The 16,001-nt window shown below is 52.5% G+C and carries 15 protein-coding genes; 10 read left to right on the top strand and 5 right to left on the bottom strand.

All coding sequences use genetic code 11. The features are described 5' to 3' along the window. The first annotated feature begins 5 nt into the window (after nucleotides 1-5). From B2067_RS07015 to B2067_RS06975, 9 genes are all read left to right on the top strand, one after another. A complete protein-coding gene (locus B2067_RS07015; protein ID WP_068438938.1) occupies nucleotides 6-1,424 on the top strand; it encodes an FAD-dependent oxidoreductase in 1,419 nt (472 codons plus the stop codon). Nucleotides 1,425-1,599: 175 nt separating this feature from the next. Continuing rightward, nucleotides 1,600-3,213, top strand: coding sequence for a VWA domain-containing protein (locus B2067_RS07010; protein ID WP_068438941.1), 1,614 nt, complete (start codon nucleotides 1,600-1,602; stop codon nucleotides 3,211-3,213). A gap of 84 nt (nucleotides 3,214-3,297) precedes the next feature. Continuing rightward, nucleotides 3,298-4,362: a uroporphyrinogen decarboxylase gene (hemE, locus tag B2067_RS07005; protein WP_301376576.1), complete on the top strand. Its 1,065-nt coding sequence runs from the start codon at nucleotides 3,298-3,300 to the stop codon at nucleotides 4,360-4,362. A gap of 151 nt (nucleotides 4,363-4,513) precedes the next feature. Continuing rightward, nucleotides 4,514-7,315 (top strand): monovalent cation/H+ antiporter subunit A, encoded by a 2,802-nt coding sequence (locus tag B2067_RS07000; protein ID WP_301376577.1) that lies wholly within the window; start codon nucleotides 4,514-4,516, stop codon nucleotides 7,313-7,315. Next, nucleotides 7,315-7,743, top strand: a complete 429-nt coding sequence (locus B2067_RS06995) for a Na+/H+ antiporter subunit C (protein ID WP_301376578.1) — start codon at nucleotides 7,315-7,317, stop codon at nucleotides 7,741-7,743. Before B2067_RS07000 ends, B2067_RS06995 begins: the two co-directional genes overlap by 1 nt. Then, the gene (locus tag B2067_RS06990; RefSeq protein WP_301387914.1) at nucleotides 7,743-9,248 is read left to right on the top strand and encodes a monovalent cation/H+ antiporter subunit D; all 1,506 of its coding nucleotides are present in this window, start codon (nucleotides 7,743-7,745) and stop codon (nucleotides 9,246-9,248) included. The genes B2067_RS06995 and B2067_RS06990 overlap by 1 nt, the downstream gene beginning before the upstream one ends. Further along, nucleotides 9,245-9,733: a Na+/H+ antiporter subunit E gene (locus B2067_RS06985; protein WP_349676796.1), complete on the top strand. Its 489-nt coding sequence runs from the start codon at nucleotides 9,245-9,247 to the stop codon at nucleotides 9,731-9,733. The genes B2067_RS06990 and B2067_RS06985 overlap by 4 nt, the downstream gene beginning before the upstream one ends. After that, nucleotides 9,727-9,996, top strand: a complete 270-nt coding sequence (locus B2067_RS06980) for a K+/H+ antiporter subunit F (protein WP_076517879.1) — start codon at nucleotides 9,727-9,729, stop codon at nucleotides 9,994-9,996. Before B2067_RS06985 ends, B2067_RS06980 begins: the two co-directional genes overlap by 7 nt. Beyond that, nucleotides 9,989-10,372 carry a Na+/H+ antiporter subunit G gene (locus tag B2067_RS06975; RefSeq protein WP_301387907.1) on the top strand — a complete coding sequence of 128 codons (384 nt, stop codon included), beginning with the start codon at nucleotides 9,989-9,991 and terminating at the stop codon, nucleotides 10,370-10,372. The genes B2067_RS06980 and B2067_RS06975 overlap by 8 nt, the downstream gene beginning before the upstream one ends. Before the next feature lie 34 nt (nucleotides 10,373-10,406). On the opposite strand, the gene radA is transcribed toward B2067_RS06975, so the two are convergent. Beyond that, nucleotides 10,407-11,777 (bottom strand): DNA repair protein RadA, encoded by a 1,371-nt coding sequence (gene radA, locus B2067_RS06970; protein ID WP_301387906.1) that lies wholly within the window; start codon nucleotides 11,775-11,777, stop codon nucleotides 10,407-10,409. Between the two features lie 385 nt (nucleotides 11,778-12,162). Between radA and B2067_RS06965 the strand changes: the two genes are divergently transcribed. Beyond that, nucleotides 12,163-12,843, top strand: a complete 681-nt coding sequence (locus tag B2067_RS06965; protein WP_301179595.1) for a hypothetical protein — start codon at nucleotides 12,163-12,165, stop codon at nucleotides 12,841-12,843. Here the strand turns inward: B2067_RS06965 and B2067_RS06960 are convergent. The 4 genes from B2067_RS06960 to pomA form a co-directional block, all read right to left on the bottom strand. Continuing rightward, nucleotides 12,806-13,546, bottom strand: coding sequence for a 16S rRNA (uracil(1498)-N(3))-methyltransferase (locus B2067_RS06960; RefSeq protein WP_301387905.1), 741 nt, complete (start codon nucleotides 13,544-13,546; stop codon nucleotides 12,806-12,808). The genes B2067_RS06965 and B2067_RS06960 overlap by 38 nt on opposite strands. Before the next feature lie 99 nt (nucleotides 13,547-13,645). Further along, the gene (locus B2067_RS06955) at nucleotides 13,646-14,233 is read right to left on the bottom strand and encodes a PilZ domain-containing protein (protein WP_301387904.1); all 588 of its coding nucleotides are present in this window, start codon (nucleotides 14,231-14,233) and stop codon (nucleotides 13,646-13,648) included. 14 nt (nucleotides 14,234-14,247) lie between these two features. Next, nucleotides 14,248-15,225 carry a flagellar motor protein MotB gene (locus B2067_RS06950; protein WP_297533104.1) on the bottom strand — a complete coding sequence of 326 codons (978 nt, stop codon included), beginning with the start codon at nucleotides 15,223-15,225 and terminating at the stop codon, nucleotides 14,248-14,250. Nucleotides 15,226-15,231: 6 nt separating this feature from the next. Beyond that, the gene (pomA, locus tag B2067_RS06945) at nucleotides 15,232-15,990 is read right to left on the bottom strand and encodes a flagellar motor protein PomA (protein ID WP_076517870.1); all 759 of its coding nucleotides are present in this window, start codon (nucleotides 15,988-15,990) and stop codon (nucleotides 15,232-15,234) included. Between the last annotated feature and the right edge of the window lie 11 nt (nucleotides 15,991-16,001).

Here is a 16,001-nt window from a genome sequence, read left to right as displayed (position 1 = left end):
TCGAGATGACACAACGTCTGAACAATAATTTCCAGTTTGTGGATGTGGGCCGTCAGGACCCATCCAAAAAAGCGATCGACGTTCGTAAGGCGCAGTTCGTTGAAATTTACGAGCCCTTCCAGCAGGAAGAGGTGACCGACCAGGCACACCGTTGTCTGGCCTGTGGTAACCCTTACTGTGAGTGGAAGTGCCCGGTGCACAACTACATCCCTAACTGGCTGAAACTGGCCAGTGAAGGCAACATCATGGAAGCCGTTGAGCTGAGCCATGCGACCAATACGCTGCCAGAGGTATGTGGCCGTGTATGCCCACAGGATCGTCTGTGCGAAGGTTCATGTACTCTGAACGACGGCTTTGGTGCGGTGACCATCGGTAATGTTGAGAAATACATCACAGATACCGCCTTCGCGATGGGCTGGCGCCCGGATATGTCGGATGTGAAGCCAACGGGTAAGCGCGTTGCGATTATCGGTGCAGGCCCTGCGGGTCTGGGTGCTGCTGACATTCTGGTGCGCAACGGTGTTACTCCGGTTGTCTTCGATAAGTACCCGGAAATCGGTGGTCTGCTGACCTTCGGTATTCCAGAGTTCAAACTCGAGAAGAGCGTGATGTCGAACCGTCGCGAAGTATTCGAAGGCATGGGCGTTGAGTTCCGCCTGAGCACAGAAGTCGGTAAAGACATTGAGTTTCAGGCGATTGTTGATGAGTTCGACGCCGTATTCCTGGGCATGGGTACCTACAACTACATGAAGGGTGGCTTCCCGGGTGAAGATCTGCCGGGCGTTCATGACGCACTGGACTTCCTGATCTCTAACGTGAACCGTAACCTCGGCTTCGAAAAAGATGCTGCAGACTTCGTCAGCATGAAGGGTAAGAAAGTGGTTGTTCTGGGTGGTGGTGACACCGCGATGGACTGTAACCGTACTTCTATCCGTCAGGGTGCAGATACTGTGACCTGTGCTTATCGTCGTGACGAAGAAAACATGCCGGGTTCTAAGCGCGAAGTGGTAAACGCGCGCGAAGAAGGCGTTAACTTCCTGTTCAACCGTCAGCCTGTTGCCATCGTTGGTGAAGATAAGGTTGAAGGCGTGAAGGTTGTAACCACCAAGATGGGTGAGCCAGACGAGAACGGTCGTCGTCGTCCTGAAGTGGTTGAAGGTTCTGAAGAGATCCTGCCAGCAGATGCGGTACTGGTGGCCTTTGGTTTCCGTCCAAGCCCTGCGCCATGGTTTAAAGATTTCGGTATTGAACTGAACAGCTGGGATGGTGTGGTTGCACCGGAAGAGCAGGAGTTCAAACACCAGACCTCTAACCCGAAAGTATTCGCCGGTGGCGATATGGTTCGTGGTTCTGATCTGGTAGTGACTGCGATCTATGAAGGTCGTCAGGCGGCAGAAGGCATCCTGGACTTCCTGGATGTCTGATCTGAACATCTGATTCGATATCTGAATGACATAGCCGTCGGACGTGACCGACTGCGCCAGAAAACGCGACTTCGGTCGCGTTTTCTTTTTTTGCGCTAGAGCTGAAATGGCAAGCAAGGTATGCTGACCAGTCATTTGATATAACTTTCTGACTGAATCCAGATGGAGCTGCACCATGAGTACGTATCGTTTTTATCTAACCGCGTTGATGGCTGGGGTTTTGGCTGCATGTGGTGATGGGGATCCGGTCGTAGCCTCGGATGGAGAGACTGACTCAGGTGACGAAGATGTGGCGGGAGAGGTTAGTCAGGCGGTCTCATCATATTATCCCTTACAGTTCTACATGACTGGGGAGGGCTACACGGAAGAGAGCGACGTATTTCAGGGCGTATGGTTTAGCCCCTTGATACACGGGTATGTTATTTCGCCCGTTCATGCTGAAACACTGGCCCCATTAGAAAATCCCGATATCAGCAATTATGTGGTTACAGTTGACGGCGAACCGGTGTCGGCCTCAGAGCAAGGCCTTATGATGCAAAAGATTGTCGGTCTTCCTGTTAACCTTCGGACCGCAATTGTCCTTGATACCAGTGCGAGTAACAGTGCTGCTGCAGGTGTGTCCGTCAGCGCTTTGGTAAATGAAGTAAAAGATTACATTGCAGCTGCACAGGCGAGCAGTAATCCGATCATAGCTCAACAGCAATATACACTGGTCGCGTATGCTGACGCTGGTGATGGTGTGGATGCGCTAGTTGCTGACTTCACTACTGATGCTGCCACTTTAAATGCTGCTCTTGATGCCCTTCCGGCTACCTGGGGCGACCGTGGAGCGAGCTCTGCAACGTATGAAGCAATTGTCAGGGCCGTAGGTCGGTATGTCGGCACTGGTAGTGGTGGCGTATCAGCTGATATTGATCTCTTTACAGATGACCTCGATGATCTTACCGAGGGCTATACATATAATGGCACCTTTTTTGGAAATACGGCTTACCAGCTAACAGGGGTGAGCGTATCGAATATTGTTCTGGTGTCTGCTGGAGCGAACACGAACACGCAGGCATTTAATAAAGAAGATGCGTTACAGGCGTTGAACTGGCAGTCGCTTCTTCAGTTTGTAGAAGATGATGGCAGTGGAGCAACAGAAGAGGACCAGGCGGATGGCGAGGCGGAAAGTCAAAATTCAGATACAGTGGGTATCGGCAAACCTCTGATCTACGTTTCAGTCGCAGATTCGGGAGTTGAGCCCGCGGCGGGGATCGCTGAGCTGGCTTCTGAGGTCATCAGTACTAACTCTCTGACATCTTTCGATTTCGCATCTCAAGTCATTGCGGCACAGGAGGCAGCGTTTGATGAGCGTATGTTGCTCGATAACCAATACTTGGTGCGGTTTGCGATGTTTGAACGTGACGGGACGCATGAAACGATATTTCAGAGTGAGTCCGATGGCTACAACTACGCTCTGACAACAGATGTTGATATGAGCGATGGTAGCTTTTTACTGTTTCCTGAGACTGAGCCTGTTGTTGAAATTGCAGCGCCGAAAAATGGGTATTTGCCGGCAGGTTCAGTCAGCCTGTCTGATGTGACCAGCCTTTACCCTGCAACTCGCTGGACTGTAGCGAGTTATGAATCAGCTGACTACAGCTGGACTGTCGGAGGGAGCCCACGCTCCGCCAATGCTGATGGCTCAATCACGATTTCGTCAGAAGATATTGGTCAGGCTGTCGTGTTGACCAACGATTCACTCAGTTCTGGAACAACAACAGCCTCATTAACTGTCGTTCAATAATTCTGCTCCTGTCACAAACCCGGCCTCGTGCCGGGTTTTTTGTTATTATCCCTCACCGAAATTTTGATTACCTGCGGAAGTTTTATGTCTGAGCTGAAGAATGATCGTTTCCTGCGTGCCTTGTTGCGTGAGCCTGTGGATCGCACACCGATATGGATGATGCGTCAGGCCGGGCGCTATCTGCCAGAATACAAGGCAACACGTGCTCAGGCTGGCGACTTTATGTCTCTGTGCAAGAACGCTGAGCTGGCGTGCGAAGTGACGATTCAGCCGCTGGAGCGCTTTCCGCTCGATGCCGCGATTCTGTTTTCAGATATCCTGACTATCCCGGATGCTATGGGTCTTGGTCTCTACTTCGAAACCGGCGAAGGGCCACGCTTTAAAAAGGTGATTCGTACTGAGCAGGATGTTACTGATCTTCCGATTGCCAATACCGAAGCGGATCTGGATTACGTGTTGAAAGCGGTTTCGACCATCCGCAGCGAGCTGAATGGCCGTGTGCCTCTGATCGGCTTCTCGGGTAGCCCATGGACGTTGGCGACTTACATGGTTGAAGGCGGTTCATCTAAGGACTTCCGGCACGTTAAGGCCATGATGTACGACACGCCAGAGGTAATGCATGAGCTCTTGAATAAGCTGGCGCTGTCTGTGATTGACTATCTCAACGGTCAGATCAAAGCCGGTGCTCAGGCGGTTCAGATCTTCGATACCTGGGGTGGCAGCCTGAGTGATGTTGCTTACCGCGAGTTCTCTCTTAAGTACATGAAGCAGATTGTTGATGGCCTCATTCGTGAACACGACGGTCAGAAGATTCCAGTCATCCTGTTCACTAAAGGTGGCGGTCAGTGGCTTGAGTTGATGGCGGATACAGGAGCCGATGCTCTGGGACTCGACTGGACGACGGACATTGGCAATGCGCGCGGCCGTGTCGGTGATCGGGTTGCCTTGCAGGGGAATATGGATCCATCGGTTCTTTATGCATCGCCAGCGACTATTCGCGCAGAAGTGAAGCGTATTCTCGATAGCTACGGCCAGGGTTCTGGGCACGTATTCAACCTTGGGCATGGGATTCATCAGTTCGTTGACCCCGAGCATGCGAAGGCCTTTGTTGAAGCTGTTGTTGAGCTGAGTCCTCAGTATCACGGCTGAAACCGCGAAGATACAAAGCCCTGTCACTCGGGGTTTTTTATCGTCTATAGTTAGTGACTCGAGCTGACAATACTTCGCAAATGGCACTTCTGTCTTAAAAGTGCGGAGCTGATACACTTATTGTACAACTGTGAGTGGAGACTCTCTGAATATGAACCTCATCTGGGTTCCTCTTCTGCCCCTACTGGGCTGCCTGGTTTCACTGTTACTCGGGCGCTACCCTCGATCGACAATGGCGCTTGGTGCAGCCATTCTGCCTGCTATTGCGCTAGGTATTGTCGTCTCTCTCGCACCAGAGGTCATGTCGGGCAATAACCCGGTCGTTACCTATGACTGGGTACCTGCGTTATCCCTGCAGATCAGCTTTATGCTCGACGGGTTGGCCTTGATGTTCACCCTGTTGATCCTCGGGATTGGCCTGCTGGTTATTCTCTACGCCCGCTATTATCTGTCTGAGGCGGATAATGCAGGGCGCTTTTATGCCAGTCTGTTGCTGTTTATGACAGCGATGCTGGGTGTTGTACTCTCAGCAAATCTGATCCAGCTCTGGTTTTTCTGGGAACTGACGAGCGTCAGTTCGTTTATGTTGATCAGTTACTGGTCGCATCGCTCCGACGCCCGCAAGGGCGCCCGTATGGCGATGACGATTACCGGCGCTGGTGGCCTGGCTTTGCTGGCGGGCCTGATTCTTATTGGCGAAGTCGTAGGGAGCTACGACTTGCGTACAGTATTAGCCAGTGGCAGTTTAATAGCAGAGCACAGCCTCTACCCGGTCATTGTCGTTCTGGTGCTTCTCGGCGCGTTTACGAAGTCAGCGCAGTTCCCATTCCACTCGTGGCTGCCTCAGGCAATGGCCGCCCCTACACCGGTGTCGTCATACCTGCATTCTGCGACCATGGTGAAGGCCGGTATCTTCCTGATGGCGCGTTTTTATCCGGTTCTGTCTGATACCCAACTCTGGTTTGCCTTGGTGAGTCTTGTCGGTCTGACGACTTTGCTGGTGGGTGCCTACACGGCCTTGTTTAAGCACGACCTGAAAGGTCTGCTTGCGTATTCGACCATCAGTCACCTCGGCCTGATCACTCTGTTACTTGGTCTGGATACAGAGCTGGCTTCCATCGCTGCCATGTTTCACGTGATTAACCACGCTGTTTTTAAGGCATCGCTGTTTATGGCCGCCGGAATTATCGATCACGAGTCCGGTTCGCGTGACATGCGAAAACTCAACGGCCTGTTCCGTTACATGCCCTATACCGCGACCCTGGCCATGGTGGCAGCGTCGTCGATGGCGGGTGTACCGCTGTTGAATGGCTTCCTTTCTAAAGAAATGTTGTTTGCTGAATCTCTGCAACAGGAAACCTTCGGTTCTCTGTCATGGTTGATTCCTTTGCTGGTAACGGTGGGCGGAGCTCTGGCCGTTGCTTACTCTCTTCGTTTCGTTCACGACGTCTTCTTTAATGGAGAGCCGATCGGGCTTGAGAAAACACCTCACGAGCCGCCGCGCTACATGCGGGTGCCGGTCGAGATTCTGGTGGTTCTGTGTCTGTTAGTCGGTGTTTTGCCGGACCTGATCGTTGGCGATCTTTTAGTCGCCGTGGGTGCGTCTCTGATGCCTGCCGGGGTGCCTGAGTTCAGCATTTCTATCTGGCACGGATTTAACATCCCGCTATTGATGAGCTTTCTGGCTGTACTGGGCGGTGTTGCTCTCTATCGCCAGCGTCGGCATATGTTTAACTTTCAGGCCCGCTTTACTGAAGTTGATCCTAAACTGGCGTTTGAGCATATGATCCAGACGCTGGTGGAGCGTGCCCGCAGTGTTCAGCTTTGGCTCGATAACGGCAGCTTCCAGCGTTACGCGCTGTGGTTATTACTGATGGCGATCGCCGCGATGAGTGTCCCTATGGTGAACATTCCTCATGCGCGTGGAAGCCTTGAAGTCACTGAACTGGATATGGTTGCCTTCGGTGGTGCTCTCCTCATGATTGTTGCTTCTGTGGCGACGGCGATGCTTAGTCATCAACGCCTTCTGGCACTGGTAACGATTTCCGTGGTGGGTCTGGTGGTGTCGGTAGCGTTTGCCTGGTTCTCAGCCCCGGATCTGGCTCTGACGCAGCTGTCGGTTGAGGTTGCGACCATTATTCTTTTCCTGCTGGCACTTTACTTTCTTCCCCAGAAAGTCAGCCTCAATCACCTTTCTCCCGGGCGCATCGTCCGCGACATGGGGATAGCCACGGCCGCGGGTGCCATCGTGGGTACCCTGACCTATGCCATGCTGACACGTCCGTTTGAGAGTATCAGTAGCTTCTTCACCGCCAACGCGAAAACCGGCGGTGGTGGCACCAATGTCGTTAACGTCATTCTGGTTGATTTCCGTGGCTTCGATACCTTTGGTGAAATTACCGTTCTGGCGATTGCAGCGATTGGTATCTACAAATTGTTGGCGGGTGTACGCCTGTTCGTACCTGCTGCGGATATGGACGGCCGGCCATGGTCCAAAGACAGTCACCCACTTATGTTGATGCAGATTTCTCAGAGCCTGCTCCCACTCGCTCTGCTGGTGTCTGCCTATATTTTCCTCCGTGGACATAACCTGCCCGGTGGCGGTTTCATAGCAGGCCTGATTACGGCGATTGCCCTGATCCAGCAATACGTGGCCAACGGTGTTGTTTGGATGCGCGATCGTGGCGACCTGAAATTCCAGTGGTTTATCGTCTGTGGTTTGTTTATTGCCTTCGGGTCAGGTGTCGGAAGCTGGTTATTCGAGCGTCCATTCCTGACGTCCTGGTTTGATTATTTCTATCTGCCGTTAGTCGGTAAGTTCGAGTTGGCCAGTGCCATGGCATTTGATCTTGGTGTCTATCTGACAGTAATCGGTGCAACGCTGTCGATTCTTGCCAACCTTGGCAAGCTGACGACGACAGATCGACCAACACGGCCTGGAAGGAGATCCTGATGGAATTGATTTTTGCAGTCACTGTCGGCGTGATGGTGACCTGTTCGGTGTTTCTGATGCTGCGGGGCCACACCTTTGCGGTTGTGATTGGCCTTACCCTGATGTCTTACGCCGTAAACCTGTTTCTGTTTGCCAGTGGTGGTTTGGCGCTGCACGAGCCAGCTATTCTGGCCGACGGCGCAGAATATTCCGACCCTCTGCCTCAGGCCCTGGTGCTTACTGCGATCGTTATCGGTTTTGCTATGACAGCGTTTGCTCTGATTCTTGCCATCCGGGCACGTGCAGATCTTGGTAATGATCAGGTCGATGGACGCGCTTTGCCGGGCGACTCTCTGGCGAATAAAGAGCCACAGGGGAAAGTCCGTCAAAGCACCGTCAAGAGTACCGCAAGCAATACCGCGAAGAACTCAGGAGGTAAGACAAGGTGATGCATTTGCCGGCACTTCCTGTGCTACTGCCATTTTTCGCGGCAATTCTGATTCTGTATCCGTGGTTTAATAAGCGCCTGCACCTTCAGCGTCTGGTCGCTCAGTTCGCCTTGCTGATGTTGGTAGCGGTATCCATGCTGACACTGTTCAAAACACTGGCAGAAGGCCCAATAGGATATGCCATGGGCGACTGGGAAGCGCCATTCGGTATTTACCTGCTTGCCGATCCACTCGCAGCCTTTATGCTGGTGGTTACTTCTGTTCTTGCGCTCTGTACGCACCTTTTCGCATGTGGCGGCGAGGATAAAACAGGGCGCTTTTTCCACCCTTTGTTCATGTTCCAGCTGATGGGCCTGAATGGCGCCTTCCTGACTGCTGATGCTTTTAACCTCTTCGTATTCTTTGAGATTCTTCTCATCGCCTCGTACTCGCTGCTGATACATGGCGGCGGTCGTGAGAGAACCCGGGCAGCTCAGCACTATGTGCTCTACAACCTGATAGGTTCAGCTTTCTTCCTTATTGCATTGGCCTTGCTCTACAGAGCCTTCGGTACTCTGAATATCCCGGATATGGCGTCGCGAGCACCTACCTTGCCAGAAGAAAGTATTCCGTTCGCTCAGGCGGGTGGGCTACTGCTGATGGTTGTTTTCGGTGTGAAGGCGGCACTGTTACCGCTGCATTTCTGGTTACCAAGAACCTACAGTACAACCTCAGTGCCGGTAGCGGCACTGTTCGCTGTGATGACCAAGGTAGGTGTCTATAGCCTCTGGCGTATCCACAGTGTTGTGTTTGGTCACGACAGTGGCGAACTGTCTGATCTTGGGGTTGTTCCACTGGCGTGGCTGTCAGGCCTGACGGTAGTTGCCGGGGCGATTGGTGCTCTGGCGAGCCAGACGCTGCGCTGGCTCATTGCTAACCTGATTGTTATTTCCGTTGGCACGCTGCTGATGACGGTCGCCATGGGCACGACTCAATCGGTTGCGGCAGGTCTGTATTATACGTTGCATAGCACGCTGATGAGTGGGGCCTTCTTTCTGGTCGCTGGCCTGATTCTTATGCAGCGTGGCCAGGCGGAAGATAGATTCGTGCGTTCCCGCCCATTGCTGTATCCGGTATTTACCGGCGTTCTGTTTGCTGTAACTGCGATGGCTATGATTGGTTTACCTCCGTTCTCGGGTTTCTTAGGTAAAGTCTTTATCCTTCAGGCTGCTGTCGACAGTGGCGATGCCATCTGGGTTTGGCCGCTCGTCCTTATCTCTGGTCTGGCTGCGCTCATTGCCTTGTCTCGCGCTGGAACTACATTGTTCTGGAGAACCCAGGGTTCCGTTGTTCCAGAAGCTAAGGAGAAGCTGAGCAATGTTCACCTTGTGGCTTCAGGACTATTGGTCGCAACGACGCTTGTTCTTGTTATTGGCGGCGGACCACTGACTGAATGGTCTCTGAGGGCTGCTCAGGACCTGCACGCTGGTGTGACGTTGAATTATCTGAACGGAGGGCAGCCATGATGAAGCGATTGCTGCCGATGCCATGGCACTCAGTGATGCTGATTGTCGTATGGCTTTTATTGAATGGTTTCTCCTACGGGCAGTTAGTGCTGGCGGTGATTCTGGCCTGGCTGATTCCCATACTTACTTATCCGTATGTACGTGGACATGCGCCGGTTAAAAAGCCTTTAGCCATGATGACTTACTCGCTGCGACTCCTCTACGACATCGTGGCCGCGAACGTTGATGTGGCCCGCCGGGTAGTGCTACCCAATCGCTATCTCAAACCGGGCTGGTTAGCCTATCCGTTATCAATGACCGAGCCCTTTCCGGTGACCTTGTTGGCGAGTTCGGTGTCGCTGACACCGGGAACTGTCAGCGTTGAGTTTTCAGAAGATCGTACGTGCCTTTATATTCACGTACTCCATCTTGAAGACGAAAAAGAACTTCAGGCGTTTATCTTCAAACGTTACGAACAGCCGCTGAAGGAGATATTCGGATGCTGAGTAATGTCATCATGATCTGTACCGGGATGATTGGTCTGGCGATGCTTTTCTGCCTCTGGCGCTTGATAAAGGGGCCAGATATTACTGATCGTATCCTTGCTCTGGACACGCTCTATATCAACAGTATTGCGTTGATTATTCTGCTGGGCCTGTATTACGGGACTGCTCTCTATTTCGAAGGGGCTCTTCTGATCGCTATGCTTGGCTTTGTCAGTACGTCGGCCGTCGCCAAATATCTGTTGCGGGGTGACATCATTGAATAATCTGGCTGTGTATAGCGATTATGTTGTCGCTGCGCTCCTGATCGGTGGTGCGTTATTTATGCTCGTAGGTTCGTGGGGGTTGGCAAAGCTGCCTGACTTCTACACCCGGCTCCATGCGCCGACAAAAGCATCGACGCTTGGGATGGGGGCTACTCTGCTCGGTTCACTCGTCTGGTTCAGTGTGCAGGAAGAGAGTCTGCACATTCATGAGCTGGTAATCAGTATTTTCCTCTTCCTGACCGCTCCTGTGTCAGCATACATGATGGGCAAAGCTGCGATTCATCGCCGCCGTCCTTTGGCAGAGGGCACCCGTAATGCAGAAGAAGCGGAACGAGCTGCTGAACGAAAGGGCATTAACGAGCGTGACGACGACTGAGTCCGGATGGCTTAGTCCCGATGACCGGGTCGTCTTACAGGCGTTCGATAGCTTCCTGAAGCTTATCAACGCCGATCACTTCCATTCCTTCGACGGGTTGCTTGGGTACATTCGCTTTTGGCACAATTGCCCTCGTAAAACCATGCTTCGCCGCTTCTTTAATCCGTTCCTGACCCGATGGCACCGGTCGGATTTCTCCGGATAAACCTACTTCTCCAAAGACAATCAGGCCTTGCTCAAGAGGTTGATTGCGGAAGCTGGACAGTGCCGCTAACAAGAGCGCCAGGTCGGCTCCTGTTTCGTTTACCTTCACGCCACCCACCACATTGATATACACATCCTGATCGCCAAGGTGGATACCGCCATGGCGATGTAATGCTGCAAGCAACAGGTTCAGACGATTCTGATCAAGGCCAACGGCGACCCGTTTCGGGTGCCCGAAATGGCTGTCGTCGACCAAGGCCTGAATTTCGACAAGCAGTGGACGAGTGCCTTCCCAGATCACCATAACGACACTGCCTGCAGCAGGTTCATCGCCGCGACTGAGAAAAATTGAACTTGGGTTTTTAACCTCTTTCAGACCGCGCTCAAGCATAGCGAAGACGCCCAGCTCGTTGATAGCACCGAACCGGTTCTTGATACCGCGCAGTACACGATAGCGACTGTCGCCTGAGCCCTCGAGCATGATTGAGCAGTCGATCATATGCTCAAGGACTTTCGGCCCCGCCAGTGAACCATCTTTCGTCACATGCCCGACAAGAAACAGAACTGTTCCTGTCTGTTTCGCAAAGCGCGTCAGATACGCTGCGCTTTCACGGACCTGAGAAACACTGCCCGGCGCAGACTCTATGCCATCCACATGCATGACCTGAATAGAATCGATCACGACGATACGAGGCTTATGCTGCTGCAGCACATTAGTCAGTCGCTCGACGTTGGTTTCACTCAGCATCTGTAACTGATCAGTCGGCAACCCAAGGCGGTTTGCGCGCAGCGCTACCTGTTGCAGGCTTTCTTCACCAGTCACGTAGATGGCTGGCATCTGTGTCGCCAGATAACACAAAGTCTGAAGCAACAGCGTTGATTTACCGGCGCCAGGGTGGCCACCAATAAGAATGGCGGAGCCTGGCACCAGACCGCCACCTAACACGCGATCGAATTCCTGCATTCCGGAACTGAACCGTGGTAGTTCAGCGAGATCGACGTCAGCGAGTTTGATGACATCACTGGCACCGGCATCGCCGGCATAACCACTGAATCGGGTATCCCGCGCAGCGGCCTTCGCTGAAGACACGACAAATTCCTGCAGAGTATTCCACTGCCCGCAACCGGCACACTGGCCTTGCCATTTGCTGTGATCGGCGCCGCATTCATTGCAGACGTAGGCGGTTTTCTTTTTGGCCATGTAGCGTTCGCTGTTTCTCGTACTGGATAGTGTTCAAAAGTGTACTCGTATTTGAGTGTATCTTCGACATACTCGAACCAGATACCACGGTGTTGCGGTTTTAGCGAATGTATGGACTGCAGGGGACTGTCTATGGAGTAGAAATATTGCGAATGCGCTGTTAATAAAAGCAGGGTTCGATGGCCCGCCGTAAATACGTCCCTGTAGGCTCGGGCACAGCATCCATGCTGTGCACGGCCCTCGCCACCTGCTTTTACCAACAACTACCCGCAGCCTCGGTGGTTACCTGTGAATCTCTAGTGATAAACGTTCTACCTGATGGGATTGATTGATACTATGTCGCCACATTTTACTGGGCTGCAGATCAGCCTATTCGGGAGGTTTCGTGTCGTTCGGTCAGTTTATTGCCTTAGCATCCTTCGTACTCTCAATGGGTACGATTGCGGTGACTTATTTTGTTGGAACCTCGGCGGGTACCGCAGAACTATGTAACCCGTTTTTCGATGGCTGTACGGATATAACTCATACCGGAATGAAAGGTGACGCAGGCTTTATCTTTCGTGGGGGAATGATTGCCGCATGTGCATTTTTCGTTATCTGGTGGCAGGTTTATCGTGTTTGGCTGAGCCCGTATTCCGGGCGTGTTGCGCTGGGCTCAATGCAGTTTTTTGGTGTGTTGGCTGCGGTTGGTCTGTTGGCAGGTACGGCCGTGTTGCTGCCCGAGAAATCAGATACCCGTTGGGGGATACACGTGCGCGGTGCCAATCTGTTTTTTCAGGGGATGTTGATTGCACTTACGACCGCGTACGTTCTTACCTTTAAAGCGAGGAAAAAAGGGCTACAGGTACCGAGTTTTGCAGTGAAGACTGCAGTCATGGGCATTCTCTGGTTTATGTTTATTGCTTTCGCCGGAGTGACTGTTGGGATAGAAATGAGCCACGGTAAGCGCATCATTGAATGGTGGGCGACCCTGTTTATCGGGATTTACTTTCTGTCATCCTATTGGGACTGGAAAAGTATCCGCCTCATCAGCGAAAGTCACCCCACACATACTGGAGAACGCTGAGAGCTGTCAGCGCTGCGGTCTCGGTACGAAGTATGCGAGGCCCGAGTAGTAAACCATCAAACCCTGACTCCTGACATTGAGTCACCTCAATGTCAGAGAAACCGCCTTCGGGGCCAACCAGAAGCGCAATGCTTTGTGGAGACTGGCCGGAGGACACCTCAGATTCGAGGGGCTTCTGGTTGTGAGGGTGAAGCAGCAACTTTCTGTCGGCATCTGTGTCAGTGCTCCAGTCACTCAGCGACTTTGGTGGATGGATTACCGGAACGGTATTTCTTCCACTCTGTTCGCAGGCAGAGATGGCAACTTTTTGCCAGTGCTCGAGTTTTTTCTCCATGCGATCGCCTTTCAGGCGCACATCACAACGTTCACTCGTCAACGGCGTAATGTCAGTCACGCCTAATTCCGTTGCCTTCTGAATAGTAAAATCCATCCGATCACCTTTTGAGATGACCTGACCCAGATGTATCTCCAGTTTCAGCGGAGCATCCTGTCGGATGGCATGCGTCACTGATGCCGATGCGGATTTCTTACTTTCAATAATGAGCTGTGCCTGATACTCGGAACCGTCACCATTGAAGAGACGAACATCGTCGCCTTCCTTCATACGCAAAACTCGAACGAGGTGCGTTACTGCCTGGTCATCCATTGCGACGGTCGTATTTTCAGTGAGTGGCTCGGGAGTATAAATTCGAGGGCCAGACATCATGCGCTCTCAACAGAGTATTAGTGAATGAAGTAAAGCGCATGATAGCAGAGGGGAGGCCTCTTTTACTGCAGTAAATGAGGCCTTTTGAAATGAAGTTCAGCAAGCCGCATCGTTCTGAGCTTCGCGCTCTGAGCGCAAGCGGCGTGATTGTAGCTGGAACAGGTGGTGAATCAGAATTTCCTGTTCTGCCTCTCTGAGACCTTCGAAGTCAACTCGTACAAGGTAGGGAGCATCAGGGTCTGCCGTATGCTCCACACCAACAATCGTCCCCATAAGCGTCACTGGAATATTGGACGGCTTCAACTGCATCTGTAAACGCAAGTTGTCACTCTCACTGAGCGGTTCTGTAGAGTGGAACGCCATGCCGCAGGCGCTCAGATTCACCCGCGTGCGCACTTCGGTTTGTGACAGTTCGGGTTTTGCGTCTGGCCCAACAGGGGAGTTCAGCAAGTTGACCTTCTGGTTCAGCAGTTCAAACAAGCGAGCAACAGTGGGGTTCTGTGCCTGTACCTGATGAAGGACACCAGCGATGTCCCGCTCCAGCTCTGCCAACTCATTGATATGATCCTGATGGCGGGCCTTCCAGCGTTGTACCTCTTCTTGTGAGATGGCTTCAAAGTCCAGGATGACCTCATCATCCAGGCGGAAATAACGGCGTCTCTCTTCCATTGTTCCAGTTTCCATCGTCTCTCTCCCGATCAGAATATTTCGTTGGGATTTAATTCAAAATCTTCCGGGCGGGCTGTCGCCGCGTCATCAATCTCCTGTTGCGTCGGAGTGATTTCCGGTTGATCGTCATCATCAAATTCGTGCGTACGCAAAATGACGATCTCCACGCGTCTGTTACGTGCGCGGGATGCGTCATCAATATTAGGCACCAGTGGCTTTTTATCTGCGTGGCCCACCACCTGGAACCGATCCGAGTTCATTTCGGGAGCAATAAACAGCTCCTGTGCAAATGCAACTGCACGAGCAGTCGATAGTCCCCAGTTCGAACGGAATGGGCCGCCCGCGAGCGGAATATCATCGGTGTGCCCTTCCACAGATATCTTGCCCGGAATATCAACGAGTACTTCCCGGATTTTGTCGATCACAGGTAAGAAACGATCCTCGATATAATCTGAACCCGAGCGGAAAGCGCCTCTCTGCTGAATGCGGATAATGATTTTCTTACCCACGGTTTCAATCTCGACCTGACCCTGTGCGATTTCATTTTCAAGCTGAGCAGCCATTTCGACGGCCATTTCTTCGCTCTTTTTATTTTCGATGTCCTCGCGTGGCACGACGACTTCACGCGTTTGCATACCGCGGTCGCCCTGACGTTCTTCCTGCTGCGTCACCTCATCCTGACACAGAACCTCCAGTGAGCTTTTGGTGATGTCGCTGGTTTTTTGCCGGACTTCATTAATCGGTGTCGGTTCAGGAATCGACGGACTGAAGTGCCGGGCAATCACACTGGTCCCCTTGGGCGGATCGCTGGCATTAACAACCGTCTGCACACCAAAGGCATCTCTGAGTTCGCCGGCCAGACGTTTGAACTTTCGTGCGTCCATTTCTGAGAAAGACAGCAGGAGTACGAAAAAGCACATCAGCAGCGACATCAGGTCGGCAAAGGTCATTACCCAGCCGGGTATCCCATCGGGACAGGGTGGACATTCGTCTTCTTCTTCAGCCATGACTTACTACTCGCTCGCCGCTACGCGTTTGCCTTCCTGGATGTAGGCTTGCAACATGGATTCAATAACACGGGGGTTCTGACCGTTCTGGATTGCCAGCAGTGCGTCGATGATCATCGACTTCAGGCGATCTTCTTCGTCTTTACGCAAGGTCAGCTTGTCGGCCATAGGGAGTGACAACATGGTCGCCACCATGGCGCCGTAAAGCGTGGTGAGGAGTGCAACCGCCATCGCGGGGCCGATGGCCTTCGGGTCGTCCATGTTGGCCAGCATAGCAACCAGGCCAATGAGAGTACCGATCATCCCCATCGCGGGAGCAACGTCGCCAAGCGATTTAAAAATGCTGATACCTGTGTCGTGGCGAGCGCTGGCGAGTTTCATTTCTTTGCTGAGAAGGGTTTTTACAACATCCGGGTCGTGGCCATCGACCAGCAGCTGAATACCTTTACTCAGGAACTCATCACTGACCTCTTTCCCCTCAAGAGACAAAAGGCCGCCTTTACGGGCTAGGCCGGCAAGTTCGACGATTTCGCCGATCAGGTCTTCCGGTTTGATCAACTTGAAGGAAAATGCTTTGCCCGCGACTTTGGCTGCGGCGAGAAACTGGCCCAGCTCAAATTTCATCATTACAGCAAACAGACTTCCGACAATAACAATCAGCAGCGACGGCACGTTAACAAACATGGTGATATCGCCACCGAGAATCATGGCGAAAATTACGATACCGAACGCGCCGACGAGGCCTACTAATGACGCGAGATCCACACTCACTCCTT

Source organism: Thalassolituus sp. UBA2590 (assembly GCF_002339775.1).
In the GTDB taxonomy this organism is placed as follows: Bacteria; Pseudomonadota; Gammaproteobacteria; order Pseudomonadales; family Oceanobacteraceae; genus Thalassolituus.
The sequence above is the reverse complement of the archived record's forward strand: the minus strand, read 5'-3'. Positions and strand labels throughout refer to the sequence as shown.